This is a genomic window from Thermomicrobium sp. 4228-Ro, from assembly GCF_026241205.1.
Lineage (GTDB): Bacteria > Chloroflexota > Chloroflexia > Thermomicrobiales > Thermomicrobiaceae > Thermomicrobium.
In genome coordinates this window covers 339,463-365,969 of sequence record NZ_JAPFQM010000001.1, presented here as the reverse complement: position 1 = coordinate 365,969, position 26,507 = coordinate 339,463, and the positions used below count along the sequence as shown (strand labels likewise).

The window sequence follows — 26,507 nt, the reverse complement described above, 5'->3', positions numbered from 1 at the left end:
CATTATGCGGGAGGCAAGCGTTCCAGCCGGTGTTCGATTGCCGACGCGTGCGCCTGTAGCCCTTCCGCGTAGGCCAGGCGCATCGCCGGCTGGCCCAGCAGTTCGAGCGCTCCTGGGGCCACCGCGATCAGGCTCGTGACCTTGAGGAACGTATCGACGGTAACCGGAGAAGCGAACCGGGCTGTCCCACCGGTCGGCATCACGTGACTGGGCCCCGCCGTGTAATCGCCGATCACTTCGGGCGATGCTTCACCGAGAAAGACGCCACCAGCGTTGCGGACCCGATCGATGTAGCGCCATGGTTCGCGGACGAGCAAGCACAAGTGCTCGGGGGCGAATCGGTTCGCGAGGTCGAACGCTCGCTCGAGGTCAGGCACGAGAACGATCGCACCGTTGTGCTCGAGCGAACTGCGCGCGACGTCTCCGCGTGGCAGGCGTTCTAACTGGCGGTTGAGCTCCTCGACGGTCCGCTCTGCAACGAGACGGGAGGTCGTGATGAGAATCGCGCTCGCCAGCGGGTCGTGCTCAGCCTGGGCAAGCAGGTCAGCAGCGCAGAGCACCGGATTCGCCGAATCGTCGGCGATCAGCAACGTCTCCGTTGGTCCCGGCAGCTGATCGATCCCGACTTCCCCGTAGACGAGTCGCTTCGCGAGGACGACGAAAAGGTTGCCTGGTCCGGCGACGATATCGACTTTCGGGATCGTTTGGGTCCCGAACGCCATCGCAGCGATCGCCTGAGCTCCCCCGACTTTGAAGACGGTGCGGATACCGAGAAGATCGGCAGCAGCCAGGATCACCGGGGCGACCCGGCCGTCGCGCCCTGGTGGAGTGCAGACGATGATTTCACGGACACCGGCGATCTGGGCTGGAATCGCGGTCATCAAGAGCGACGATGGTAATGGTGCTCGTCCCCCCGGCACGTAGATACCGACGCATTCGACGGGCCGGATCAGCTGCCCGAGCGCGCCCTCGCGGTCGAACTCGATCCACGAGTGCCGCAGCGTCCGCCGGTGGAAGCGTTCGATCCGCTCGCGCGCGAAGCGCAGCGCCTCCAGCACGTCAGCTGATACAGAGTCACGGGAGAGTGCGAACTCCTCCTCCGAGACGCGCAGCTCCTCGAGGCGGCAACCATCGAACGCCAGGGTGAACTGGCGGAGCGCCTCGTCACCGCGTTCGCGGACGGCTTGCAGGATACGCTCGACGACGTGCAAGGGAGAAAGCTCCTCACCGAAGACATCGCGGATTCGTTCCCGAACGGGTTCCGGGACTTCGGTCGGCAGCTGCCTCGGGCGAACCAGCCAGCGCTCTGCTTCGGCGAGGTCTTCGAACCAGCGGATGGCGATCGTCATACGGGTTCCTCCAAAGCGCGACGGAGCCGCTCGTACGCGTGCGATCGGGAATCGAAGACGTAGTCCGGTGATGTGACGGTAATGCCGGTGCTCCCAGCCAAGCGGAGATGATCGACGGCCTGCATCAGGAGATGAGCCGGAACGATGATCGTGACCTCGTACCAGCCACACCGCGTGTCGCCGGACTTCGGATAGACACGAGCCACGGTCGGCCCGAGTTCACCAGTCGTGGCGACATGAGCGGTGACGTGCCGGACGACCTCGTCCTCATCGCGTCCTTGTACGTTGGCAGTGATGAGGCGATAGCGCCGAGAACGGAGCCGCGCTTCGAGCATCTCAATGATCAACCGTGCGCGTTCGAGCTTCTCTGGCGCCTGACGCAGTGTCCGGCGGCACGCGATGAGGCATGCTTGTGCACGCAGGATCACGCCGCCTTCGAGCACGCGGAGCCGGTTCTCGCGCAGCGTGACACCGGTTTCGGTGAGGTCAGCGATAAGATCGGCGTAGCCGAGTGCCGGAGCCACTTCGAGTGCTCCGTGCCCTTCGACGAGCGTGAAGTAGTTCACACCGTTCCGCAAGAGGAATTCGCGCGTCAAATTGGGGAACTTCGTCGCAACGCGCAAGGTCCGACCCTGTCGCTTCCACTCCACAGCGAGGTCAGCGAGATCGGAAATCGTCGTGATGTCGAGCCAGCTCTCTGGAACAGCGAGCACCAGCTCGCAGCGGCGGAATCCCAGATCGTCGATGACCACGAGCACGTTCGGATCATCCCCGGCCAGTTCTGCCACGAGGTCGTACCCGGTAATGCCGAGGTCGGCGCCACCGCTCGCGACCTGGTGGACAATATCGGCGGTCCGTTGGAACAGAACCTCGACGCCATCGATTCCGGAGAGGCGACCGACGTACTGACGCGGATTCGGACGCCAAACGCTCAGGCCGGCACTTTCGAGGAAACGAAGCGTCGCTTCCTCATAGGAACCCTTGGATGCGATCGTGAGACGCAGCGGTTCACCCATCGCCGGCCCTGCCCTGGAGGAGATCGATTTCTTCGACGGTACCTGACAAGTCGACGACGATGAGCCGATGGATGCCACGGCGTCGAGCATAGCGGCGGTTGGCACTCAACGACCGCTGCCGGACGTCGAGTTCGACGATCGCTCCTTGGGCGCGAAGCTGCTCCGCCACGCGTTCCGCCTGCGGGAGGGCATCGACGGTGGTCGCCATGACCAGCAGGCGCGGAATAGCTGGTGGATTGGTGAGCGTCGCTGCATCGGCGATACGCTCGATGCCGCCAGCGAAACCACAAGCCGGCAAGGGACTGCGTGCACCGAGCAGTTGGGCGAGGTCATCGTAGCGGCCGCCGCCGCACAGCTGGAGGTCTCCATCGCCCTCAGGATAGATTTCGAATAGAATGCCGGTGTAGTAGTGAAGTCCGCGTGCCATGCCCGGAGCGAGTTCGATGCGATCCGTCGTGATGCCGTAGCCAGCGAGCAGCGTGAGCAGTTGGTCGATCTGTCGGAGTGGCTCGGGATCCAGCGCGTAACGCTCGATCAAGCGGTGCAGCTCCGGGAGGACACTGTCGGGCGTTCCGTTGAGACCCGCGAGTTCGCGGGCGAAGGCGTAGCCCCGTCGGAGGGTTTCGGTATCGGTACTCCGCTCCAGTTTGGCGAGCACGCCGCGCACGATTTCGTCGGGTGTGCGGGAACCGCTCGTAACCTGGAGGCCGACCTCGCGAAGGAGCGCAAGGACCAGTCGCTCGAGTTCAGCGCGGTCGAGCGGTGCAAGTTTCTCGCTGAGCTCGCGCGATAACTGCGCGACAGTACTGCCGCCTGTCAGACCAGGCAGGTCCTTTTCCAGATCGACCTCCTGTCCCTTGCGGAGTCGCTCCATCGACCAGAGCAACCAATCCCGGGCCCGCTGGCGAAGCGGGAGACGCTGAAGATAGTCGAGGACGATGCCGACATGACCGATGACGATCCGCGGTCTGATGCCCAGCGACTCGAGAATCTCACTGGCAAGGTGGATGATTTCCGCATCACCGCTCGCTCCCGGTGCACCGAGGAGCTCGCAACCGATCTCGGTGAATTGCCGGGTGCGACCGGCCTGGGGACGCTCGTAGCGGAAAACTGGGCCGGCATACGCTAACCGGAGGGGGAGCGGGTCGTTCTGGCGCGCATCGATGTAGTAGCGAAGAATCGAGGCCGTGTGCTCGGGCCGCAGGGCGATATCGCGATTCCGGAACGTGAATGCGTACAGTTGCGCGATCCGCTCCGGCCCAGCCTTTCTCAGAAAGAGCTCGGTCGGCTCGAGAATGGGCGTTTCGACGAATTCGTAGCCGTGCCGCTCGATGACGTGCTGGATACGCCGAAGAACACGCTGCCGGCGGCGGAATCGCTCCGGCCCCACGTCGTGCATGCCGCGCAACCGCTCGAGCGGCTGGAGGAGGTCGGACGACTGGTTCGCGGTCACCGGCGAAACTCTCCCTTGACGCGTCGCCGAACGTGTTGTTCGATCCGCTCGCGCAGGCGCTGAATCTCCTCGTCGCTCAAGGCCCGGTCTGGTGCCGAAAAGATGACGCGGAAAGCGAGACTCTTCTTCCCTTCCGGAATCGCTGGACCGCGGTAGACATCGAAGAGTCGTATGGCCACAGCGAGTGGGCCAGCACCCGCTCGGATCGCCGCTTCGACCTCGGCGGCAGGAGTTGCCTCGTCGACGACGATCGCGAAGTCTTGTTCGACCGGCTGATACCGCGAGACAGGGCGAATCGAAACAGAGTCGAGACCGAGTGCGAGCAAGGTCGGGATATCCAACTCCGCTACGACGACCCGGTGCTGGGGAGCGATGCCGAACCGTTCGCTGACTGTCATGAGCACCTCACCGACGATGCCGATCGGCTGGTCGCGATACACGATCTCAGCGCTGCGTCCCGGATGCAAGCTGGGATGGCGAATCGGACGGAAGGCGATCGACCGAGCACCGATGCGTGGCAACACCTCTTCGAGCACACCCTTCAGGTCGAAGAAGTCGACCGGCCGTTCCTCGTGATACAGATCGCGCAGCGTGGCGAGACCGGCTAGGAGGCACCCGACAGCGCGCCGTTCGTCCGGTAATTCGTCGCGATCCCGCGGCAGATAGACTTTACCGGTCTCGAACACAGCGACTGCGTCGTTGAACTTGAGTTGTTCCGCCGCATTACGGAGGAGGGTCGCGACGAGCGTCGGCCGCATGACCGACCATTCCGGACGGATCGGGTTGCGAGCGCGGACGAAGTCGCGGTCGGGTCGGGCGTAGAAACCGAGTCGTTCCGGAAGCTCGCTACCGGAACTCGAGAGGCTTCGGAGACTCACATCGTCGACCATGGGATAGGTGATGACCTCGTGGAGGCCAGCTGCGACGAAGCCGTTCTGGAGCTGCCGCACGAGCCGAAGCTCGGGGTCGATTTCCACCGGTACGGTCTGGCCGACGGGCAGGCGCTCCGGCAACGTGTCGTAACCGATCACACGGGCAACCTCTTCGACGAGATCGGCTGGGATCGTGACATCGCTCCGGTAGGTCGGAACTTCGACGACCCAGAGCGGGCGGGAGGCTGACGGCTGGATTTCGACCGAAAATCCGAGCCGCTCGAAGACACTGCGGATCTCCTCATCGGGATAGTCCACGCCGAGCAAGCGCGGAATCTCCGTCCGCGGCATTTCGATGCGACGGGGAAGGCGCGGGGAGGGATAGTGATCGACGATCGAGACCACGCGGCAAGTCGGGATCAGTTCGTTCAGGAGGTAAACAGCACGCTGGGCAGCTGGCCAGCACAGGTTCGGATCGAGACCGCGTTCGAAGCGTGCCGATGCTTCGGTCCGTAGGCGCTGTACCCGTGCGGTGCGACGGATGCTGAGCATGTCGAAGTTTGCGGTCTCGAGCAACACGCTCGTCGTCTCGTCGGTGATCTCGCTGTCGAGACCACCTATGACACCAGCGATCCCGACTGGCCGCTCGGCATCTGCGATCACTAGGGTGTCAGCGGTGAGCGTCCGCTGTACGTGGTCGAGTGTCTCGATCGCTTCACCTGGTCGGGCGCGCCGGACGACGATCCGATTGCCTTTGAGACGCGCACGGTCGAACGCGTGCTGCGGTTGTCCCCACTCCACCATGACGTAGTTGGTGACGTCGACGACGTTGTTGATCGGCCGGATGCCGACGAGCTGCAAACGTCGGCGAAGCCACCAGGGCGAAGGGGCGACGCGAATCCCTTCCAAGGCGACGCCAACGAACCGATAGCAGAGATCGGGCGCCTCGATCGTCGCGAGGGTGGGATCGATCGGTGCCTCGAGTGGTGCCAAGGGTGGTATATGCAAAGGTGCACCGGTGAGCGCTGCGACTTCCCGTGCGATACCGATAATCGAGAAGGCGTCGACCCGATTGGGTGTGATCGCGATTTCGAGAATCTCGTCGCCGAGATAGTCCCGGAGCGGTGTGCCCACCGGAGCGTCAGGATCGAGCACCATGATCCCCTCGTGCTCGTCCGAGAGCCCCAGCTCCTTTTCCGAACAGACCATTCCCTCGGAGCGGACCCCGCGAATGGTGGCTGGCTTGAGCGTGATGAGGCGTGGTTCGGCGCTGTGCCCGTCGTAGAGCTTGGCGCCAGCGAGGGCGAGTGCGACCTTTTGCCCGACAGCGATATTGGGAGCGCCGGTCACGACGGTCAGTCGATGGACTCCAGCAGCGACAGTCGCCAAGACGAGTCGGTCAGCATTCGGATGCGGCTCGATGCGTTCAACGACGCCAACGAAAATGTTGTCCCAGTGCGCACCGATTCGCTCGATCGCTTCGACCTCCAGTCCCGCCAGCGTGAGACGCTCCGCGAGATCGTCGGCTGTGAGGTCGGTCGCAACCAGTTCGCGCAACCAGCGCATCGGTACCTTCATCGGAATCCGCCCACCTTCCGTGCGAGGTGTCGATCAGATCGGAATCCGCTCGAACTGGCTCAGGAAACGGAGGTCTCCCTGGTAGAAGTAGCGAATATCCGGAACACCGTATTTCAGCATGACGAGGCGTTCGACACCCATCCCGAATGCCCATCCAGTGTAGCGTTCGGGATCGTAGCCGACGTTCCGGAGCACCTGCGGATGGACCATTCCGGCACCGAGGATCTCGATCCAACCAGATCCCCCACAGACCCGGCAGCCTTCCCCGCGACAGAACATGCAATCGATCGCGAAGTCGACGCCTGGTTCGACGAAGGGAAAGAAGTCGCAGCGGAAGCGCACGCGTCGTTCACGACCGAAGAGCTGCCGCGCGAACTCGGCGAGTGTCCCCTTGAGGTCAGCCATCGTGATGTGCTCGTCGACAGCGAGCCCTTCGATCTGGTGGAAGTGCCATTCGTGTGTCGCGTCGACCGCCTCGTACCGGTAACATCGCCCCGGTACGACGACGCGGACCGGCGGCTTCCGCCGCTCCATCACGCGAATCTGCATTGGAGATGTATGCGGCCGGAGGACGATCTCCTTCTGGTCCGACTCGATGAAGATCGTGTCCCAGACGTCACGGGCCGGATGCTCAGGCGGAATGTTCAGTGCGTCGAACGCGTAGTAGCCATATTCGACCTCCGGTCCCTCGACGACCTGGAAACCGAGGTGCGCGAAGATATCCGTTACCTCGCGGATCATCTGCGTGACAGGGTGCAGGGTGCCGATCGCTGGCCTGCGGCCAGGTAAGGTGACATCGACTGCCTCGGCCTCGATGCGAGCGGCGAGTTCGAGTTCGCGGACGATGCGCTCGCGTTCCGCGTACGCGGTCTCCAGCGTTTCCTTGAGCGCGTTGAGCGCACGCCCCACCTGTGGCCGGACGTCCGCTGGCAACGATCCGAGGCCGCGCAACCGCTGCGTGATTTCACCGCGACGGCCGAGGTACCGCGCATGCCATTGTGCGAGCGCTTCGTGCGTCGTCACTTCCTGCAACTCGTGCAGTGCGCGCTCACGGAGCTGATCGATTTCCCCGCTGCTCACCCCATGCCTCCCGGGACTCGAGAGCATCGTCGACTCCGGTCTCTCGTCGCGCGTCCGGAGGACGCGGCCTGAGCATAAGAATGCGCCATGACGGGTGTCAAGCGCGAATTGCCCAAAACGTTTATACCGTGATCGTTTCGATCGCGCGGAATCGTCGGTACACTTCGGCCAGCGGACGAGGGAGTCCTGTCACGGGAAAGGGCGCAGGATGAGCGGGACAACGATCGTATCGGTTCACGGCCGCGAGATTCTCGACTCGCGTGGCAACCCGACGGTCGAGGTGGAGGTTCGTCTGGCCTGCGGTGCGCTCGGGCGAGCAGCCGTTCCGTCGGGGGCTTCCACTGGCCGGCACGAAGCGGTCGAGTTGCGAGACGGCGAGGCGCGCTACGGCGGAAAGGGCGTTCGCAGAGCGGTCGCGCACGTCAACGGCCCGATCGCGGACGCGATCCGCGGCCTGAACGGGCTCGATCAGCGGACGGTCGATCGGACGCTTATCGAACTCGATGGGACACCGAGCAAGAGCCGACTCGGTGCGAACGCGTTGCTCGGCGTCTCGCTCGCGGTAGCCCGTGCGGCGGCAGCGGCAGTCGGGCTTCCCCTCTACCGCTATCTGGGTGGCCCAGATGCGCATGTCTTGCCGACACCGATGCTGAACATCCTGAACGGTGGGAAGCATGCGGCTGGCTCTGGAGTGGACATGCAAGAGTTCATGATCGTCCCGGTGGGCGCACCGAGTTTCAGCGAGGCGCTTCGCTGGGGAGTCGAAATTTACCATGCGCTGCGGAAGGTGCTGGCCGAGCGTGGCGCTGCGACGACGGTCGGTGACGAGGGCGGCTACGCTCCGCGGCTCGGGAGCAATCGCGAGGCGGTCGAGGCTGTCCTCGCGGCGATCGAGCGTGCCGGGTACCGTCCAGGTGAGCAGGTCGGCCTCGCGTTGGACCCAGCGATGAGCGAACTGTACGAAGATGGAACGTATCGCTTGCCGGGTGAAGGACGGTCGCTTTCGCCTGACGAACTGATCGAGTTTTGGGGGGAATGGGTCGACCGCTATCCGATCGTCTCGATCGAGGATGCGCTGGCTGAGGACGACTGGGACCACTGGCAACGTTTGACGCAACGACTGGGCCAGCGCATTCAACTGGTCGGCGACGACCTTTTCGTGACGAATCCGGATCGCGTTCGCCACGGGATCCTCTTCGGGGCAGCGAACGCCGTACTCGTCAAGCCCAATCAGATCGGTACGCTCAGCGAGACGCTCGACACCATCCGCCTCGCTCGTACGCACGGCTACGCGACGATTATCTCGCACCGGAGCGGTGAAACGGCCGACAGCTTCATCGCGGACCTCGCTGTGGCGGTGCATGCAGGCCAGATCAAAACGGGTGCTCCGGCGCGCATGGACCGTGTCGAGAAATACAACCAGCTGTTGCGCATCGAAGAGGAGCTGGGGCCCGACGCCGTGTATGCCGGCTGGCAGGGGTTTCCCGCTGGACTGCGTCGTCTCGGTTGATAACCGGTGCGGTACAGGTGAGCGTCAGATTCAGCGCGACCCGGATCGGAGCGATCGTGACCGATTCGGGTCGCGCTCGTTCCAGCTAGCGCGGTACTTCGATCGTTTCAATCCAGCCGCGTGAGACTCACCCCGGTCATTTCAGTCGGTTGCGGGATCCCCATCAGCTCGAGGATAGTCGGGGCGACATCGGCGAGTCGTCCGCCACGACGCAGCGGGACATGCCGGAAGCGGCTTCCCTCCGGGGCTACCAGAACGAAGGGCACGGGATTCTTCGTGTGGGCGGTCCAGACTTCGTTCGTGCCCGGTATGAGCATTTCGTCAGCGTTCCCGTGATCGGCCGTGACGACGAGATAGCCACCGACCGAGCGCACGGCTGCTTCGATCCGGCCGACACAGGTGTCGACGCATTCGACCGCCTTGACTGCTGCCTCGAACACGCCGGTATGGCCGACCATATCGGGATTGGCGTAGTTGACGAGAACGAACGCGTACGCTCCTGAACGGATAGCCTCGACCGCGGCGTCGGTCACTTCAGGAGCGCTCATTTCCGGTTTCAAGTCGTAGGTCGGCACCTTCGGTGAGGGGACGAGCAAGCGGTCCTCACCGGGAAACGGTTCCTCTCGTCCGCCATTGAAAAAATAGGTGACATGCGCGTATTTTTCCGTTTCCGCAGTATGGAACTGGCGGAGGCCAGCTTCGGACAGGACGCGTGCGAGCGGCATTTCGACGAGATCCGGGGTGAACGCAACCAGGACAGGAAAGTGCGGTTCGTACTCAGCCATCGTCACCATCAACAGGTCGCCCGGCCAGGAACAGCGTTCGAAGGCGGTGAAGTGCGGATCGGTGAGCGCCTGCGTCAGCTGCCGGGCTCGGTCGGCCCGGAAATTGAAGAAGATGACCGCGTCGCCGTCGCGAATCGTCGCCAGTGGTCGCTCGTTCTCGTCGACGATCACGGTCGGAACGATGAACTCGTCGGTCACGCCCTCGGCGTAACTCCGCTCGATCGCCTCGAGCGGCGAGCGGGCTGTTCGTCCCTGGCCACAGACGATCGCGTCATAGGCGCGTTTCGTTCGTTCCCACCGCTTGTCGCGGTCCATCGCGTAGTACCGTCCGCTGACGGAGGCGACGAAGCCCGTGTGGAGACGTTCCATCGTTGCGAGGAGTTCGCGCATGTGGTCGATACCACTATTCGGGGAGGTGTCGCGACCATCGGTGAATGCGTGCACGGCGACGCGTGAAACCTGAGTGCGCGCAGCGAGTTCCAGCAGCGCCACGAGATGCCGCTGGTGGCTGTGTACGCCGCCATCGCCGATGAGTCCCATAAGGTGCAACGTGCGACCGGGCTCGCGGGCTCGCTGGACAGCTTTCAAGAAGGCTTCATTACGGAAGAATGACCCGTCTTCGATCGCGAGATCGATGCGCGTGATGAGCTGATAGACGATGCGGCCGGCTCCGAGATTGAGATGACCGACTTCCGAGTTGCCCATCTGATCGTCGGGGAGTCCAACGTCGCGGCCCCAGCAGCGGAGCGTCGTCATCGGGTAGGTCGCCTGGAGGCGATCCATCACCGGTGTGTGGGCTGCGCGGATCGCGTTGCCAGGGTAGTCCGGACCGATCGCCCAGCCATCCAGGACGACGAGACAGACGAACGGTACGTGCTCCACTGATGCTCCCTCCCTCGCTGTTGGCCCGCGGCACGTGCTGCGCTGATGGTAGTCAGGGGCATCTGAGAAAAGCAAACCCGCATGCCACGCGAATGCGGCGGTACAATGCGCTGGAACACGGTGGCGTGACGGGAAAGGAGTCGAATCGACGATGGGCAGCGAACGGATCACGCACGGGATCGATCGAGCGCCGGCTCGCGCGATGTTGCGGGCGGTTGGCTTTCGCGACGAGGATTTCGAGAAGCCGATCGTCGCGATCGCGAACACTTGGACTGACGCGATGCCCTGCAACTACCATCTGCGCGAGCTGGCCCAGTACGTGCGCGAAGGGATTCGCGAAGCGGGCGGGGTACCGGTCGAGTTCAACACGATCGCGGTCAATGACGCCATCTCGATGGGCACCGAGGCGATGAAGGCCTCGCTCATCAGCCGGGAGGTGATCGCCGACTCCATCGAGCTGATGGCATACGGCTACCAGTTCGACGCCCTCGTCGCCATCGTCTCCTGCGACAAGACGATTCCAGGCGGGGCGATGGGGGTGATCCGAGCCGGTGTGCCAGCGATGGTGCTCTACGGAGGGTCGATCGCACCTGGGCACTGGCGCGATCGCGAGCTGACGATCGTCGAGGTCTTCGAGGCGGTCGGTGCGTACGCGGCCGGGAAGATCACGCTCGAAGAGCTCCGCGAGATCGAGCGGCGAGCGATTCCCGGCCCTGGCGCCTGTGGTGGACAGTACACCGCCAATACGATGGCCATGGCGCTCGAGGTGATGGGCCTTTCGCCGATGGGCTACAACGCGATACCGGCGGTCGCTCCTGAAAAGGCAGAAGCGACCCGCGAGGCGGCACGACGGTTCATGGATGTCGTCCGAGCGAACCGCACGCCGCGGGATTTCCTCACCAAGACGTCGTTGCGGAACGCGATCGCGGCGGTGGCTGCGACGGGTGGCTCGACGAACGCAGTGTTGCATCTCCTGGCGATCGCGCACGAGCTCGGCATCCCATTGAGCATCGACGAGTTCGACGAAATTAGCCGGCGGACACCGGTCATCGCCGATCTCAAGCCGTGGGGCAAGTACGTCGCCTGGAGTCTCTACAAGGCCGGTGGAACGAAGCTGGTCGTCAAGCGGTTGCTCGAAGCTGGTCTCGTCGACGGTGAAGCGCGCTTGCTGACAGGCGAGACATTGGCCGAGTCGGTTGCCGATGCGCAGGAAGCCCCGGGTCAGCCGGTAGTCTACCATCCGTCCAACCCGCTAAAACCGCATGGTGGACTCGTGATCCTGCGTGGTTCGCTGGCACCGGAGGGAGCAGTGCTCAAGATCGCTGGCACGGAGCAGATGTACTTCCGCGGTACGGCGCGTGTCTTCGATGCCGAAGAACACGCGATGCAGGCGGTCCTCGATCAACAGATCAAGCCGGGAGACGTCGTGGTGATCCGATATGAGGGACCGAAGGGTGGTCCCGGTATGCGCGAGATGCTGGGGATCACCGCCGCGATCGTCGGGGAAGGGCTAGGGCCGCACGTCGCGCTGGTGACCGACGGTCGCTTCTCCGGCGGTACGAAGGGGTTGATGATCGGTCACGTCGCGCCTGAGGCACCGGTCGGTGGACCGATCGCATTCGTGCAAGACGGTGACACGATCGTGATCGACGTCGAAAACCGGCGTATCGATCTCGAGGTCACGGAGGCTGAACTCGCGGAGCGCCGGTCGCGCTGGACGCCGCCACCGCCCCGATTCACGCACGGTGTGTTCGCTCGCTATGCCGCGCTGGTCAGTTCGGCGTCCGAAGGTGCGATCTTGCGCACGCCGAGATGGATGTGATCGGCGATCGAGGAACAAGTCCTCGCACGGAGGGCCGGACAGGTTCCGGCCCTCGGCTTTCAGATCGAGACCGGTGCGGGAAGCGAGACGACCTCCAGCACGCGGCGGACGAGTGCATCTCGCTCGTCCGCTGTATCTGCGCGCACCGTCACGTGCCCGAGCTTCCGCCGTGGCCGTGGTGCCTTCCCGTACAGGTGGACGTGCGCGTTCGGTATGGCGAGGAGCGATGCGATCGGTGGGACCGTGCCGAGTAGGTTGACCATCGCCGCATGGCCGCGTGGCGTGGTCGAGCCGAGGGGCCAATCCAGAAGAGCGCGGAGATGCTGCTCGAACTGGCTCGTTTCGGCTCCCTCGATCGTCCAGTGCCCACTGTTATGAACACGCGGTGCCATCTCGTTGGCGAGCAGTTGGTCGCCGACGACGAAGAACTCGACAGCGAGGACGCCGACGTACGCGAGCCGTTCCAGCAGAGCGCGCACGTACCGTTCTGCCAGATGCTGGAGCTGGCGGGATGCACGTGGTGCCGGAGCGCGGGAAATGGCGAGAATACCTTCCGTATGCTGGTTCTCGACGAGCGGGTAGAAAGCGAGTTCGCCGCTGCGAGAGCGTGCTGCGAGCAGCGAGACCTCGAAGTCGAACGGAATACGCTCCTCGAGCAGGCACGGCACGCCGCCCAGTTGCTCCCAAGCCAGCGGGAGGTCTTCCGCTCTCTCCACGCGTGCCTGACCGCGCCCGTCGTAGCCGAGACGCCGTGTCTTGAGGAGCGCTGGCAAGGGAACCTGCTCCAGGGCACGCGCGAAGTCATCCGGACTGGAAACCGGAGCATAACGTGGCACCGGGATGCCACAGGTCTCGAAGAGCTGTTTCTCGAAGAGGCGGTCCTGTGCGTGGATCAGTGCTTCCGGCGGCGGAAAAACCGGGACACGCTCTGACAGGAACTGCGCTGTGGCACCGGGAACGTTTTCGAATTCATACGTGACGAGATCGAGGTCCCGGACGAACCGATCCAACGCTGAGGAGTCATCGTACGGGGCGACGACGAGGTCAGCGAGCTGGCCTAAAGGTGCATCGGGCGCTGGATCGAGACCGCGGAACCGCAAGCCGAATGGGTAGCCGGCCAGCGCGAGCATGCGTCCAAGTTGTCCGCCGCCGAGAATACCGATCAGCACGGAACGCTCCTGTCCTGGACAGTGTCACTCGGTTTCTCGAGGGTCGGGGTGATCGAGGACAGAGCGTGTCTGCTGCTCGCGAAAAGCGCGGAGCGCCTCACGGATGGCCGGGTACTTGTTGCCGAGGATCGCGGCAGCCAGGAGCGCTGCATTGACCGCACCGGCTCGTCCGATCGCCAGCGCGCCGACCGGGACTCCGGCTGGCATCTGGACGATCGACAGGAGCGAGTCGAGACCATGGAGAGCCTGGGTTTGCACGGGCACGCCCAGGACAGGCAAGACCGTTTTCGCAGCCGTCATGCCTGGCAAATGTGCCGCGCCTCCGGCTCCCGCGATGATGACCTCGATACCACGCCGCTCGGCCTCGGACGCATATTCGAACATCAGGTCAGGGGTCCGGTGAGCGGAAACGACACGGACCTCGTAGGGGATCCCCAGGGTCTCGAGTGTCGCTGCGGCATGGCTCATCGTGTCCCAATCCGACCGTGACCCCATGATGATGCCGACGATCGGATGTGTTGGAACCTCGTTGCCGGTTCCCACCTGTCCCTCCGGTTCTCAGTCTTCGCCTTGGGCCTTCGTGAAACCAGGCTGTCCGTCCATCTCGTATAGGAGCTGAACATGACCCCAGCGATAACGCGTGCTGATGCGCTCGACGAGCGTCAGGACCGTCGGGATCGTGACCTCGCTTTCGGTGGCCAGGAAACGGCAGCGCCAATGATCGACGTAATCGATCCTGGTGTCCGCTTCTGGATACACTTGCAGGCCCCGGCTCGAAATCAAGTGCAGGCGAAGCGGCAGGTCGCCGATCAATCCCTCGAGCGTGGCACCGATCGCATCGGGCGGCTCGCTCGCCTCGACGATGACATCAATGCCGACCGTCCGGCGTTGTGCTGGCCGTACCGGGTCGAACTCCGGCCGCTGCTCAGGAATGCGGATGGGCCGATAGGGGCGCGAGGTCCATGTCGCGGATCGGCGGCCCAGATTCGCGATGATGGCATCGGTGAACGCGGTCGTGGAGACGGCACGCTCGTCACCGACGACGTCACGCGTGAGCGCCTTCCCTTCCTCCAGCGTCACGATCAGCGCTTGCTCGATCGTTTCGGCAGCCTCGAACTCGTCGAGGTACCGCAGCATCATCACGGCGGTGAGAATCATCGCGGTCGGATTGATCACGTTCTTCCCAGCGTACTTGGGAGCGGTACCGTGGACGGGCTCGAAGATCGCGACTTCGTGACCGTAGTTTCCGGAGGGAGCGAAGCCGAGCCCACCGACCAGACCAGAAGCGAGGTCGGAGATGATGTCCCCGTTGAGGTTCGTCGTGACGATCACGTCGAACTGCTCTGGTGCCTTGACGAGCTGGTGGGCGCAGTTATCGATGATGAGATGGTTCGACTCGATGTCGGGGTACTCGCGGGCGATATCCTCGAAGATGTGCTGGAACCAGCCTTCGGTCAACTTGAGGATGTTGGACTTGGTGGCGCAGGTGACCTTGCGGCGACCCTCGGCGCGGGCCAGTTCGAAGGCGAAGCGGATGATCTTCTCGCTTCCCTTGTACGAAATCAACTTGTGCGCGGTCGTGACGCCGGCTGTCTCGCGATATTCGATCGCCGCGTAGAGATCCTCGATATTCTCGCGCACGACGACGAGATCGATGTTCCGACCACGGTACGGGGTCGGAACGGACGGGAGTTCGCGGACTGGCCGGACGTTCGCGAAGGTTTCGAAAAGCTTTCGAAGCGTGACGTTGGCGCTCTTCTCGCCGTAGCCGATCGGCGTTTCGAGCGGGCCTTTGAGCACGACGCGCGTCCGCTTGATCGACTCGATCGTGTCGTCGGGGACGCCGCTGGCGATACCTTCGCGGAAGACACTCGCACCAGCTCGCCGGACTTCCCATTCGATCGGAGCGCCGACTGCCTCGATGAGACGACAGGCGCTTTCCACGATTTCCGGGCCGATGCCGTCACCCGGAATGAGCGTGACCAGTTTCTTCCCTTCCGGCGTTACTACATACTTCATGCTCGTGTCGCATCCTCTCCCGAACGCGGCGACGCGCTTCCACGCATGCCAAGCCCAGACGGCGACGATACCCGAGCTGACGCGGGGTTGTCAAGCGCGAGGTTATGGTTCGCAACAGGCGCATTTATGGGTGCCGAGCAGCGTTCGCTTCACCGAGCCGAATGGGCGTTGCTGGCATTCACCGTCGGCGTGAGACGTCCTGCAACCAGATCTTCCTGCACGAGCGACGTCACGACGTTCCCGAGCCGGACGGAGTAGGTCGTTCCGCGGTCTTCCGGATAGATTTGCGCAGTGTTCGCGACATAGACTCCCGGGAGTGGCGTGCGGTGCTCAGGAATCTGCTGGCTGTACCGGAGCGTGACGATCGGTTGTGCTGCGCGTTCACGGAAGACCCAGTAGTCCTCCACCCATTCGGCGGAGAAATTCGGGTTGACCTTGGGGAGCTGCTGCAAGGCTGCTTGCAGAACTTCCTCGTCCCGCAACGCCAGATATGGGTGCGATTGCTCAACGTATTTGCTGACGTAGATCAAGTGGTGCCCTTGGTAGTGGGTGGGCGGGATGAAGTTCGTGTGCTCGATGATACCGGTATAAGGCAAGTTCGGATCACCGATGTTGAGCCAATAGATGTCGCTGAGTGCGTGGCGCGTCTGGAGGAGCAGCGTGACCGCTGCCTGGTATACAGTACCGAGGAGCCTGGCCCGGTACGATTCGGGAAGCTGCGGAAAGAGCTTGGCGACCAACGGTGACGGGACGGTCGCGACGACGACATCGACCGGTGTCGTTCGGCCAGTGGAATCGCGAATGACCCACAGACCTTCCGAGCGCTCGATCGACTCCGTGCCGATCCCGGTATAGATCACGCCTCCCGATTCCCGGATGGCATCGGCCAAACGATCGATCAGCACATTGAAGCTGCCCATGATGTAGCCGAGCCGCTCGCGCTCGAAGAGGGAACGCCGGGAACTCGTCCGCAGGTAGATCTTGTTCCAAAACCAGGCCATCGCGACCTCGCTGGCGCGAGGGCCGAATTTGGCTCGCAACTGAGCGCCCCAAATGCGCTCGAATGCACGGTTCCCGACCCAACGGCGCAGCCACTGCTCGGCCGTCACCTCCTCGAAGCGGCGCCAGTCGTGAACATGTTGAAGGTAGAAGGTGACGAGACCGACGCGCAGCCGATCGTGCAAGGGGACGATACCGAGGCGGAGGACATCGAGCGCCGAGGACAGCGGGTAAATCCGGCCTCGTGCGTAGAAGCCGACCCGGCTCGGCAACCAGACGAGGTGGTGACCGATACCGAGTTCCTCGATGAGTGCGACGATCTCCCGGTCGCTCATGAAGAGATGATGGTAGAAGTACTCGATCGCGGTACCGAGAAGCGGAAATGCTGCGGCTTGTCCGCCGAGCTGATGCTGTCGTTCCCAGAGAATGACCTCGTGGCCGAGACGGCTCAGTCGGTAGGCAGCAGTGAGTCCGGCGATTCCACCACCGATGACGCCGATACGCAACCGGACGGACATCGACTGCTCCTCACGCCGGGGCGTGCTGGCCTCGCAAGCGGGCGAACAGGCGGTGCAGCTCCCGATTCTCCCAAACGACGACGATTTGGCTCGCGTTGAAGATCGACGAGTAGGTTCCGCTGATGATGCCGATGAGGAGGGCGAGAACGAACGTCCGGATGGTTTCCCCGCCGAAGAGGTAGAGCGCGAGCAGCGTGAAGACGACGGTGAGCGACGTATTGAGCGAGCGCACGAGCGTTTGGACGAGACTGTAGTTGACGATTTCCTCGAACGTCGGGGCAGCCCGACGAGCCAGGTTCTCCCGGATACGGTCGAAGACGACGATCGTATCGTGTACCGAGAAGCCGATCACAGTGAGCAAGGCCGTCACGAAGAGCGCGTCCACTTCCACGCCACGAAGCCATCCGAGAATGGAGAAGATCCCGACGACGACCGCGACATCGTGCAACATCGCGATGATGGCGGCGATGCCGTACAGAAATGGGTTGTTCGTGTTCCGGAATGCCCAGGCGATGTACCCCAGGATGCCGAGCGTGGTGAGCGCGACAGCCGCGATCGCACGGTTACGGATGGCTATGCCCAATGTGGGACCGACCGATTCCAGGCGTAGCTCGGTGAAGTCACCGAAGGTGTCGCGCAGGGCCTGGGCCAACTGATTCTTCTCGGGAGATCCCTCCTTCAACTCGCGCATGCGGATCAAGACGACGTTGTTGTCCGCCGTCTGGACGATCGCATCGTCGATGCCGTGCTGGGCGAGTACCTGTCGTACCTCTCCCGGTTGGACAGGACGGCTCATCCGGAGTTCCCAGAGGGAACCGCCAGTGAAGTCGATGCTCAGGCGCAATCCGTGGACAGCCAGCGAGATGAGACCAGGGACGATCACCAAGAACGAGAGAAGGAACCAGTAGTAGCGCTTGCCGACAAGATCGAGCATCTCTCTGACCCCTTCAGTCACCTGTTGCTTGTGCAGTTGCTACTTGAGACGGCGCGATACCGTACCACCGGACGTCGCGGAAGAACGGACGGGTCAGAAGCAAACGTAGGAAGGTACGCGTGACGACGATGGCAGTGAACATACTCACAGCGACACCAATGAACAGCGTCAGGGCGAAACCTTGAATGATCGTGGCGCCGACGTAGCGGCCGAACCAGAACAGAATCATGCAGGAAATCATCGTCGAGATGTTCGAGTCGCGGATCGATGGCCAGGCGTGGTTGAACCCTTCCTCGATGGCGCGCGCGATTGGCCGGCCGAGCCGCAATTCTTCGCGGATACGCGCGAAGATGAGGACATTGGCGTCCACGGCCATACCGATCGAGAGAATAAAGCCGGCGATGCCCGGGAGCGTGAGTACGACCGGAATCAGCTTGAAGAGTGCGAAGACGTACGCCGTGTACAGCAAGAGCGCGATCACGGAGATCACACCAGGCAACCGATAGTACAGGATCATGAACAAGGCAACGAGCCCCAGGCCCACCAATCCAGCGATGATGCTCTTCTGGATCGAGTCCTGACCCAGCGTGGGGCCGACGGTTCGGCTCTGGACGACCTCCAGCGGAACGGCGAGCGCGCCGGACTTGAGCTGGAGCGCGAGATCACGCACTTCCTGTGCGCTCAGTCCCTGGATGATGCCGCGATCGCGGATCGCATCCCGGATCGTCGCCGTGTTGATCACTTGCTTGTCGACGACGATCGACATCGGCTGGCCGATGTGCGTACTCGTGTACTGGTAGAAGCGGTCAGCAGCTTCTGGCTTGAGTTCGAAGCCGACGACGAGATTGCCGAACTGATCCGTTGTCGGATAGGCGTCCTTCAGGTCCGCGCCGGTGATGATCGTCTCATACACCGGACCGCTCGGGGTCGCTGTCGCTTCGGGGGTCGGCGTCGCTCCAGGAGTTGTGGTGGCTTGCGGTGTAGCGCCCGCTGCTGCGCTACTCGCAGCAGTAGCCGAAGCGGTTGGTGTCGCCGTACCGGCAGTGGGCGTGGGTGTCGCGTTCGCTTCGGGCGCTGGCCCAGCGGTCGTGTTGACGATCGTTCCCACGGGGAGGAACTGGCCCTGCGTATCGATGATTTCCAGCAGAGCGGTGCGTTGCAGGACACGGACGGCCCGTTCCGGATCCTGGAAACCTGGCAGTTCGACGAGAATCTGGTCGTTCCCGCGGGTCTGGATAACCGGCTCGCTGACGCCGAGACCGTTCACGCGACGCTCGATCGTATCGCGGGTTCCTTCCAGCACCTCTTGCGTCACGACAGTACCAGCTGGTGGCCGCGCCTGGAGCACGAGCTGGATACCGCCTTGGAGATCGAGTCCTTGCCGAACGGTGATATTGCGCTTCCAGCCGAACGGGTCGAGCCTCTGCCCGGGTAGGTCGACCCAGATTGCGGCGAGACTCAAGAGGACGATAACGATCAGCGTCTGCCACGGTCGAATGCGCACTGTTCCTTCTACCTCGCTTCCACCGTCGCCGTTCCGTGCGACACCCCGGGATTATACTCCCCGAACTTCGGTGGCTCGCTGTCGGCCGACCGGTGTCGTAACGGTTCGATACAGTCCGTGCCGCTCGATATACTGTTCCACCGCGCGTGGCACCTGGTAACGGATCGTACGCCCTTCGGCCACGCGGCGACGAATGTCGCTGGCGGCGATTTGGATCAGTGGGACGTGAACGAGGAGGACACGGTCACGGGCTGCTGGCACCGCCGCGAAGACCGTCGCGAGGTCGACCTCGACGTTGGGTCGGAGGGCAACGCCCAGCAACGCCTGCTCCGCGATCCGGTTCGGCTCCCGCCAGGTCGGGAGATCACGCAAGGAATCTTCTCCCATGAGGAAAACGAGCTCATCACCTGGGTACTCCCGGCGGAGGATGGCTAGACTGTCTACCGTATAGCATGGTCCGGGACGTTCGACATCGACGAACGAGATGCCGAAATGCGGGTTTCCTTGCAGGGCGAGTTGCAGCATGGTTAACCGGTGAAAAGCCGGTGTGATGGGACGGTCGAGTTTGTGCGGCGGTTGACCAGCGGGAAGGAAAAGAACCCGGTCGAGGCCGAGTTCTTCCATCATGACCTCAGCAACGATGAGATGTCCGTGATGAACCGGGTCGAACGTCCCACCGAAAATCCCGATACGTGCCACCGTGTCGCTCCCCTGTCGGATCTCACTCCTCTGTCGGCAATCGTACACTCTGCGCGGAAGGGACGAGAGCGTGGACGAGTCCTTCTTCCGGGACGAGACGCTCGAACGGTGGGAACCACCACGGCGCAAGCTCGGGCAGGTCCAGCCGCTGTCCCCACGTCCAGCCGGACTACGGCTGGATGTAGGATGGCTGATCGCGATCCGAACAAGTGTCGCTGCGTTGCTCTTGTCGTCGGTCTTGTGGCCAGACCGTCCTTTGCTCTTGCTGTCAGTCAGCTTCCTCGCTGCTGCGTGCGTGCTGTCCTCGGCCGCGGTCTTTCGCTTGCCGTACCGCTTGCGGGCAGCGAGTCGTATCGAAGCGATAACCGTGGGTGTCATTGCCCCGGTGGCCGTCATCCAAGCGTACGTCGCGCATCCGGGGGCCATCCTGACCAGAGGAGGGATGTCTCTCGTACTGGAGACCACGGTTGCCCTGCTCTTCGCTCAAGTCGGGCAGGCGATCGCGATCGAGCGCCGTCGCGAAGTGTGGAGTGCAACAGCACGTACCCTCGTCCTCTGGCCGGGGTGCATTCTCCCAGCTGCGGTGCTCGCTTCGGCTCGCGCGGCGACATCGCCAGCACTGGCATTTTCTCTCGGTGGCTGTTTTCTCGCCGCTTCCCTGGTGACGTTGGCGGCGCGTGTCGCGCCAGTTCGCGCTGCCTCATGGGTGGTTTTCGCTGGGACGATCGGGTACTTCGTGCTGATCCTCTCCAGTGGTGCTTTGGACATCCTCGCCGACCGGCCGCCGGTGGCACTGCTCGCCTGGATCATCCAGATGGTGGCTGGACTGAGCTTCCTTCTTTCACCGGTGCGAGAGCGCATCCTACGCGCTCTCCAGACCGTTTCCGAGGCTCGACTTGGCTTCGGCACCGTCCGTCGAGAGCGTCTCGCTGAGAAGGCCGACCGCGATCGAGGCGATTTCGTCCCCCTCTTGTAACCGCATCAGGCTTACACCCTGTGTCGACCGCCCCTGCTTGGGGATTTGTCGGACCGGTATCAGGATGAGGCGACCGCGGCGACTGACGAGGACGGCAGTGTCCTCCTCGCGAGCGACGGTTGCGGCGGCGACATGGCCCGTGCGAGGAGTCACCTTCATAGCGATGACACCGCTTCCGCCGCGTCCCTGTGTCCGGAACTCGTCGAGAGCGGTGCGTTTCCCGTAGCCAGCTCGCGAAACGAGGAGTAGGTCAGCACCGGGGCGGACGACTTCGGCTGCGACGACGGAGTCCCCTTCCTCAAGCCGGATACCGATCACCCCCCCGGCCTGGCGTCCCATCGGCCGCACCTCGCTTTCGGCGAAGCGGATCGCTTGCCCCTGTGCGGTAACCAGAATGATGTCGTCCGAGCCGCTCGTCGGGCGGACCCACGCCAGCTCATCGCCCGCGTCGAGCGACATCGCGATGAGTCCGCTCGAGCGGACGTTGGAGAACTCCTCGAGACGGACGCGCTTCACCCGACCCTGGCGCGTGCAGAAGAAGAGAAACGTCGCGTTGTCGAAATCGTGCACAGGCAGGAGCGTCGTCACTTCCTCACCGGGCTGCAGGTTGAGGAAATTGACGATCGGCATGCCGCGCGCATTCCGTCCGGCATCAGGCACTTCGTACACAGGAAGTTGAAAGACCCGGCCTCGGTTGGTGAAAAACAGGAGCGAGTCGTGCGTGCTCGCCAGCACGATATGCTGGACGTAGTCCTCGTCTTTCACTGCCATGCCGTTGACACCACGACCCCCCCGATGTTGGATGCGATAGTGGCCATTGGTGCTTCGCTTCACGTAACCACGCGCCGTCAGCGTCACGAGGACGTCGACTTTGGGCACCAGGTCTTCATCGCTGAGTTCGCCGCTCACTTCCTGGATCTGGGTACGTCGGCTATCAGCGTACCGTTCCTTCAGCTCCAGGAGTTCTTGACGGATCACCGCCAGGATCTTCACAGGATCGGCCAGCAGTGCACGCAGCTCTGCGATACGCTCGAGAAGCTCGCGGTACTCGTCTTCGATCTTCTGTCGTTCGAGCGCAGCGAGCCGGCGCAGCTGCATGTCGAGGATCGCGGTTGCTTGTACCTCTGTCAGACCGAAACGGCTCATCAATTGCTGGCGCGCGTCATCTGCCGAGCGCGCGTTGCGAATGGTCGAGATGACCGCATCCAGATGGTCGAGTGCGATCTTGAGCCCTTCGAGCACATGGGCACGACGCTCGGCTTGCCGCAGCTCGTATTCCGTACGTCGCCGGACAACAATCTGCCGATGCTCCAGGTAGAGCTGGAGCATCCGCTTCAGAGTCAGGACACGTGGTTGCGTCCCATCGACGAGCGCCAGCATGTTGACGCCGAAGGTCGTCTGGAGCTGCGTGTGCTTGAAGAGATTGTTGAGGACAGCGCGCGGTTGCGCATCGCGCTTGAGTTCGATGACGACGCGCATCCCGTCGCGGTCAGACTCGTCGCGCAGGTCGTGGATTCCTTCGAGGCGGCCGTTCTTGACGAGATCCGCAATCTTCTCGATCAGTGCTGCCTTGTTGACTTGGTACGGCAACTCGGTGACGATAATGCTCATCCGGCCACGCGCGGTCTCCTCGATATGCGCCCGCGCCCGGACGACGATGCGTCCCCGGCCAGTCGCGTAGGCGGCCAGAATACCTTCGCGGCCGAGGATGATGCCACCGGTCGGAAAATCCGGACCCGGCAGGTGCTCGACCAGCTCTTCGACAGTCGCTTCGGGATGGTCGATCAGATACACGAGCGCGTCAACGACCTCGCCCAAGTTGTGTGGCGGGATATTCGTCGCCATCCCGACGGCGATTCCGCTCGCACCGTTGACGAGCAGGTTCGGGAGCCGGGCTGGCAGGACCGAAGGCTCGCGTGTACTGTCGTCGTAATTCGGTACGAAGTCAACGGTTTGCTTGTCGATATCGGCCAGGAGCTCTTCGGCGATCGGAGCGAGGCGTGCTTCGGTATAGCGCATCGCGGCTGCACTGTCACCGTCGACGGAACCGAAATTCCCCTGGCCGTCGATCAGCGGGTAGCGCATCGTGAAGGGCTGCACCATGCGCACGAGCGCATCGTAGACTGCGCTGTCGCCGTGCGGATGGTACGACTTCAGGACTTCCCCGACGATACCGGCGCTTTTGCGATACTTCGCGTTCGGCCGCAAGCCCATCTCGTGCATACCGTAGAGAATTCGTCGCTGCACGGGCTTGAGACCGTCACGAACATCAGGAAGCGCTCGTTGCACGATGACGCTCATCGCGTAATCGAGATACGAGCGCTTCATTTCTTCTTCGATGCTGATGACCCGTACTCGGCCGATCCGATTGTCGCTCATCGTCGCGTCGTCCATTCACTCCAATGCCGCTCAATCGTACCAAATCGCTGGGCCTACTCGATAGTCGGACTCCTGCGGTAACCGGATGGAGACACGAAACGGGTCTTCGGACGAGGCTCAGCTCTCGGGAGTATTGCGTCGGTATTGCGTGGCGTTGTCCTGTTCGCCGGGCGCGTGCTCGACGAGGGGAACACTGCCGAGTGCCTCGGCGAGCGGCGTTCTCGCCTGAGGTGCTGCCCAAATCGGCTGCAGAACGGTCCATTGACCTGGATCGGTCCGTATCATCCGCTCCAAGCAACGAGCGGCCGTTTCCAGGTTGGCGACGATGTCATGCTCGTGATCACCCGTGCGAATGAGCTCGAGTGGTGGATCGACAACGACGAGCGAGCGACGCGTCGACAAACGAATCGTGAATGCCGGAAGGAGCGTCGCTCCGGTCCGGAGCGCGAGCGCGACTGGCCCGATCGGTAAGGGAGCAGGAGCATCGAAGAAACGTACCCACCGGCTGTGGCCGGTCACATCACGATCACCGGCTACCAGCAGAATGCCGTTGCGCCTGAGAAGCCGGAGAATCGCAGGTACGGCCTCAGGGCCGGACGGGAGGACCCGTACACCGGTGGCACTCCGCAAGCGACAGAGGTAGGCGAACAACCGGGCTGGTCGCACTCGCTCGACGACGATGGCAGCTTCGAAACCGAGCGCGGCCGGATATTGCGCGACGACGTTGAAGTTCCCGAGATGTGCGGAAATGACGATGACTCCTCGACCCCGCGAGAGAGCAGTTTCGACATGTTCCCATCCCCGTACCTCGACGAGGTCGCGAAGCCGGTCACGATCGACGGAGCGAAGGCGCACCAAGTCGTAGTAGTTCATGACTGCGGTAATGAAGACCCGCGCTGCCTGGCGATAGCGCCAAACGGCCGAGCAGCGCGGACACACGTGGTGAAGATTCTCGAGGACGTTTCGTCGTGCTCGCCGATGAACGAGAAAAACGGTGATACCGATCAATCGACAGAGCCAGTAGCCGAGACGCACCGGAACGACGAGCGTCAACAAGGCTCCGATACGGAGGGCCCACAGGAGGCTCATTGTGCCTCCTCGCGGAGTTCGGGGTAGGCCATCTCAGCGGGACGATCCCACCAGGCGCGCTGTGCCCACCACTGATCCGTGTAGTCACGGAGCACTCGTTCGATCGTCAAAGCGAGGTGCGACACGAGGTGCTCTCCTGTCACCCAAACCGCATCGAGGAGTAACGAGTTCCAACCAGGTCGGGAGACGAGAATAGCGAACCACAGGATCGGAGCGTCGAGTTGTGGTACTGCTAAGCGCACCGATCGACCGAACAGTTCGAGGACGATGGACTGTGGGGATGGTCGATCGAGCCAGATGATGTCGGGAGGAGGCCTACCAGACGGCAAAATGAGCGGGAGGACACGGCGGAGAAGCGGGCTGGCGCCCAGATCGATCGAGACGATGCACGACGGGCAATCGCGTTGCAGGCGATCGAGGGCGCGGTCGTCGCGGGCGACGATCCGCGTCACCAAAGCGCCATCAGGAAGGTTCGCGAGTTGGTGTACCGCACGCCGAGCACGCTTTGCTTGCCTCAGGACGAGCTGGACGTGCTCGGTTACCACCCGACTCCAGGACGGTTCGTGGAGAACATAGGAGAGATTGACGCGCAGCGCCCCGGGATCGGGCGCGACGAGAGCAGGCGATCCTGGTGGAGCTGGCGAGACAGCGAGGGGGTGGTGCGACGCATGACCACCCCCCGGGCTGGTCTCCTTGCCTTGCATACGTTCACGCGTTCTCGGTCGCTGCCAGCCGCTCGCGCTGCGCGACGGTCTCGCGGATGAATGCCTCGACGAGTTCGCGGGCTTCCTCGTCGCGATACTGCACAGGCGGCGACTTCATGAAGTAGGCGCTCGGACCGATCAGTGCGCCACTGATGCCAGCATCGAGCGCGAGCTTGGCGCAGCGGATAGCGTCGATGACAACGCCAGCCGAGTTCGGAGAATCCCAGACTTCCAGCTTGAGCTCGAGATTGATCGGTACGTCGCCGAAGGTCGTACCCTCGATCCGAATATGACACCACTTGCGATCCTTGAGCCACGGAATGTAGTCGCTCGGACCGACGTGGACGTTCTCTTCTGGAATCGGATAGTCGAGGATACTCGTGACGGCGTTCGTCTTGGAGATCTTCTTCGATTCGAGTCGTTCACGCTCCAGCATGTTGAGAAAGTCGGTATTCCCGCCGAAGTTGATCTGATACATCCGATCGATGCGCACGCCACGGTCAGCGAAGAGACGAGCCAGAACGCGATGGACGATCGTCGCACCGACCTGGCTCTTGATGTCGTCGCCGATCACCGGCAGGCCGCGTTCCTGGAAACGCCGTTGCCAGTATTCTTCGCGCGCGATGAAGACCGGGATGCAGTTGACGAACGCACAACCGGCATCGAGTACCTGCTCGACATACCATTTGGTGGCCATCTCGCTGCCAACTGGGAGGAAATTGACGACGACGTCGGTCTTCGTTTCCTTGAGAATGCCGACGATATCCGCGGTCGGACCCGGTGCCTTGGTGATGACCTGCGACAGATATTTGCCGAGTCCGTCATGCGTCATCCCCCGGTACACCGGTGCATTGAGGAAGGGGACATCGGTGAACTTATAGGTGTTATTGGGAGGTGCGAAGATCGCCTCCGAGAGGTCTTTCCCGACTTTGTTCACGTCGATGTCGAACCCGGCTGTGAATTCGATATCGCCGACATGGTACCCACCCAGATCGACATGCATGAGCCCGGGGACGAACTCCTTCGGATCGGCGTTGCGGTAGTAGTGCACACCCTGAACCAGGGCCGAAGCACAGTTTCCGACGCCGATGATCGCGACACGAATCTTTCGATCTCCCACGGCCGATCGCTTTCCTCTCCTCAAGACGAGTCCAACACGAAAACGGTCTC

Annotated in this window: 20 protein-coding genes; 3 read left to right on the top strand and 17 right to left on the bottom strand. The window is 62.8% G+C overall.

Annotated features, from left to right (window positions below; all coding sequences use genetic code 11):
* Nucleotides 1-2 precede the first annotated feature (2 nt).
* From hisD to pheS, 5 genes are read right to left on the bottom strand one after another with little or no spacing between them, the layout of a single operon-like run.
* Complete coding sequence (gene hisD / locus OO015_RS01890; protein WP_265939237.1) at nucleotides 3-1,349, bottom strand: histidinol dehydrogenase; 1,347 nt, start codon at nucleotides 1,347-1,349, stop codon at nucleotides 3-5.
* Complete coding sequence (hisG, locus tag OO015_RS01885; protein WP_265939235.1) at nucleotides 1,346-2,365, bottom strand: ATP phosphoribosyltransferase; 1,020 nt, start codon at nucleotides 2,363-2,365, stop codon at nucleotides 1,346-1,348. Before hisG ends, hisD begins: the two co-directional genes overlap by 4 nt.
* The gene (locus tag OO015_RS01880; protein WP_265939233.1) at nucleotides 2,358-3,818 is read right to left on the bottom strand and encodes a histidine--tRNA ligase; all 1,461 of its coding nucleotides are present in this window, start codon (nucleotides 3,816-3,818) and stop codon (nucleotides 2,358-2,360) included. Before OO015_RS01880 ends, hisG begins: the two co-directional genes overlap by 8 nt.
* Entirely contained in the window at nucleotides 3,815-6,268 is a 2,454-nt protein-coding gene (pheT, locus tag OO015_RS01875; protein WP_265939232.1) for a phenylalanine--tRNA ligase subunit beta, read from the bottom strand. Before pheT ends, OO015_RS01880 begins: the two co-directional genes overlap by 4 nt.
* 33 nt (nucleotides 6,269-6,301) lie before the next feature.
* A complete protein-coding gene (gene pheS / locus OO015_RS01870; protein WP_416236562.1) occupies nucleotides 6,302-7,375 on the bottom strand; it encodes a phenylalanine--tRNA ligase subunit alpha in 1,074 nt (357 codons plus the stop codon).
* Between the two features lie 181 nt (nucleotides 7,376-7,556).
* Between pheS and eno the strand changes: the two genes are divergently transcribed.
* The gene (gene eno, locus OO015_RS01865; protein ID WP_265939228.1) at nucleotides 7,557-8,858 is read left to right on the top strand and encodes a phosphopyruvate hydratase; all 1,302 of its coding nucleotides are present in this window, start codon (nucleotides 7,557-7,559) and stop codon (nucleotides 8,856-8,858) included.
* A gap of 107 nt (nucleotides 8,859-8,965) precedes the next feature.
* Here eno and gpmI read toward each other — a convergent pair whose 3' ends face one another.
* The gene (gene gpmI, locus OO015_RS01860) at nucleotides 8,966-10,525 is read right to left on the bottom strand and encodes a 2,3-bisphosphoglycerate-independent phosphoglycerate mutase (RefSeq protein WP_265939226.1); all 1,560 of its coding nucleotides are present in this window, start codon (nucleotides 10,523-10,525) and stop codon (nucleotides 8,966-8,968) included.
* 151 nt (nucleotides 10,526-10,676) lie between these two features.
* Here gpmI and ilvD point away from each other — a divergent pair, with 151 nt between their 5' ends.
* Entirely contained in the window at nucleotides 10,677-12,347 is a 1,671-nt protein-coding gene (gene ilvD / locus OO015_RS01855; RefSeq protein ID WP_265939225.1) for a dihydroxy-acid dehydratase, read from the top strand.
* 59 nt (nucleotides 12,348-12,406) lie between these two features.
* Here the strand turns inward: ilvD and OO015_RS01850 are convergent, their stop codons facing one another.
* The 7 genes from OO015_RS01850 to nadD form a co-directional block, all read right to left on the bottom strand.
* A complete protein-coding gene (locus OO015_RS01850) occupies nucleotides 12,407-13,516 on the bottom strand; it encodes a 5-(carboxyamino)imidazole ribonucleotide synthase (protein WP_265939223.1) in 1,110 nt (369 codons plus the stop codon).
* Nucleotides 13,517-13,540: 24 nt separating this feature from the next.
* Entirely contained in the window at nucleotides 13,541-14,011 is a 471-nt protein-coding gene (purE, locus tag OO015_RS01845) for a 5-(carboxyamino)imidazole ribonucleotide mutase (protein WP_265941005.1), read from the bottom strand.
* 63 nt (nucleotides 14,012-14,074) lie between these two features.
* A complete protein-coding gene (locus tag OO015_RS01840; protein ID WP_265939221.1) occupies nucleotides 14,075-15,535 on the bottom strand; it encodes an NADP-dependent isocitrate dehydrogenase in 1,461 nt (486 codons plus the stop codon).
* 149 nt (nucleotides 15,536-15,684) lie between these two features.
* A complete protein-coding gene (locus OO015_RS01835) occupies nucleotides 15,685-17,052 on the bottom strand; it encodes an NAD(P)/FAD-dependent oxidoreductase (RefSeq protein WP_265939219.1) in 1,368 nt (455 codons plus the stop codon).
* Between the two features lie 10 nt (nucleotides 17,053-17,062).
* Nucleotides 17,063-17,986, bottom strand: coding sequence for a protein translocase subunit SecF (secF, locus tag OO015_RS01830; protein WP_265939217.1), 924 nt, complete (start codon nucleotides 17,984-17,986; stop codon nucleotides 17,063-17,065).
* A 13-nt stretch (nucleotides 17,987-17,999) separates the two neighbouring features.
* Nucleotides 18,000-19,490, bottom strand: coding sequence for a protein translocase subunit SecD (gene secD / locus OO015_RS01825; RefSeq protein ID WP_265939215.1), 1,491 nt, complete (start codon nucleotides 19,488-19,490; stop codon nucleotides 18,000-18,002).
* Between the two features lie 51 nt (nucleotides 19,491-19,541).
* Nucleotides 19,542-20,189: a nicotinate-nucleotide adenylyltransferase gene (gene nadD, locus OO015_RS01820; protein ID WP_265939213.1), complete on the bottom strand. Its 648-nt coding sequence runs from the start codon at nucleotides 20,187-20,189 to the stop codon at nucleotides 19,542-19,544.
* 70 nt (nucleotides 20,190-20,259) lie between these two features.
* Here nadD and OO015_RS01815 point away from each other — a divergent pair, with 70 nt between their 5' ends.
* Nucleotides 20,260-21,165 (top strand): hypothetical protein, encoded by a 906-nt coding sequence (locus OO015_RS01815; RefSeq protein ID WP_265939211.1) that lies wholly within the window; start codon nucleotides 20,260-20,262, stop codon nucleotides 21,163-21,165.
* Here OO015_RS01815 and gyrA read toward each other — a convergent pair.
* The 4 genes from gyrA to OO015_RS01795 form a co-directional block, all read right to left on the bottom strand.
* Nucleotides 21,052-23,544, bottom strand: a complete 2,493-nt coding sequence (gyrA, locus tag OO015_RS01810) for a DNA gyrase subunit A (RefSeq protein ID WP_265939209.1) — start codon at nucleotides 23,542-23,544, stop codon at nucleotides 21,052-21,054. The genes OO015_RS01815 and gyrA overlap by 114 nt on opposite strands.
* Nucleotides 23,545-23,661: 117 nt before the next feature.
* Complete coding sequence (locus OO015_RS01805) at nucleotides 23,662-24,633, bottom strand: lysophospholipid acyltransferase family protein (protein ID WP_265939206.1); 972 nt, start codon at nucleotides 24,631-24,633, stop codon at nucleotides 23,662-23,664.
* Entirely contained in the window at nucleotides 24,630-25,337 is a 708-nt protein-coding gene (locus OO015_RS01800; RefSeq protein WP_265939204.1) for a hypothetical protein, read from the bottom strand. The genes OO015_RS01805 and OO015_RS01800 overlap by 4 nt, the downstream gene beginning before the upstream one ends.
* A 4-nt stretch (nucleotides 25,338-25,341) precedes the next feature.
* The gene (locus OO015_RS01795) at nucleotides 25,342-26,457 is read right to left on the bottom strand and encodes an inositol-3-phosphate synthase (protein ID WP_265939202.1); all 1,116 of its coding nucleotides are present in this window, start codon (nucleotides 26,455-26,457) and stop codon (nucleotides 25,342-25,344) included.
* Nucleotides 26,458-26,507: the final 50 nt, after the last annotated feature.

Bases quoted from the DNA above. Each gene is read 5' to 3' on its own strand.
- gyrA (WP_265939209.1), bottom strand. From the start codon at position 23,544: ATGAGCGACAATCGGATCGGCCGAGTACGGGTCATCAGCATCGAAGAA.
- OO015_RS01805 (WP_265939206.1), bottom strand. From the start codon at position 24,633: ATGAGCCTCCTGTGGGCCCTCCGTATCGGAGCCTTGTTGACGCTCGTC.
- hisG (WP_265939235.1), bottom strand. From the start codon at position 2,365: ATGGGTGAACCGCTGCGTCTCACGATCGCATCCAAGGGTTCCTATGAG.
- purE (WP_265941005.1), bottom strand. From the start codon at position 14,011: ATGGGGTCACGGTCGGATTGGGACACGATGAGCCATGCCGCAGCGACA.
- secF (WP_265939217.1), bottom strand. From the start codon at position 17,986: ATGCTCGATCTTGTCGGCAAGCGCTACTACTGGTTCCTTCTCTCGTTC.
- hisD (WP_265939237.1), bottom strand. From the start codon at position 1,349: ATGACGATCGCCATCCGCTGGTTCGAAGACCTCGCCGAAGCAGAGCGC.
- pheS (WP_416236562.1), bottom strand. From the start codon at position 7,375: ATGCTCTCGAGTCCCGGGAGGCATGGGGTGAGCAGCGGGGAAATCGAT.
- ilvD (WP_265939225.1), top strand. From the start codon at position 10,677: ATGGGCAGCGAACGGATCACGCACGGGATCGATCGAGCGCCGGCTCGC.
- OO015_RS01840 (WP_265939221.1), bottom strand. From the start codon at position 15,535: ATGAAGTATGTAGTAACGCCGGAAGGGAAGAAACTGGTCACGCTCATT.
- OO015_RS01800 (WP_265939204.1), bottom strand. From the start codon at position 25,337: ATGCAAGGCAAGGAGACCAGCCCGGGGGGTGGTCATGCGTCGCACCAC.
- pheT (WP_265939232.1), bottom strand. From the start codon at position 6,268: ATGAAGGTACCGATGCGCTGGTTGCGCGAACTGGTTGCGACCGACCTC.
- eno (WP_265939228.1), top strand. From the start codon at position 7,557: ATGAGCGGGACAACGATCGTATCGGTTCACGGCCGCGAGATTCTCGAC.
- OO015_RS01835 (WP_265939219.1), bottom strand. From the start codon at position 17,052: ATGTCCGTCCGGTTGCGTATCGGCGTCATCGGTGGTGGAATCGCCGGA.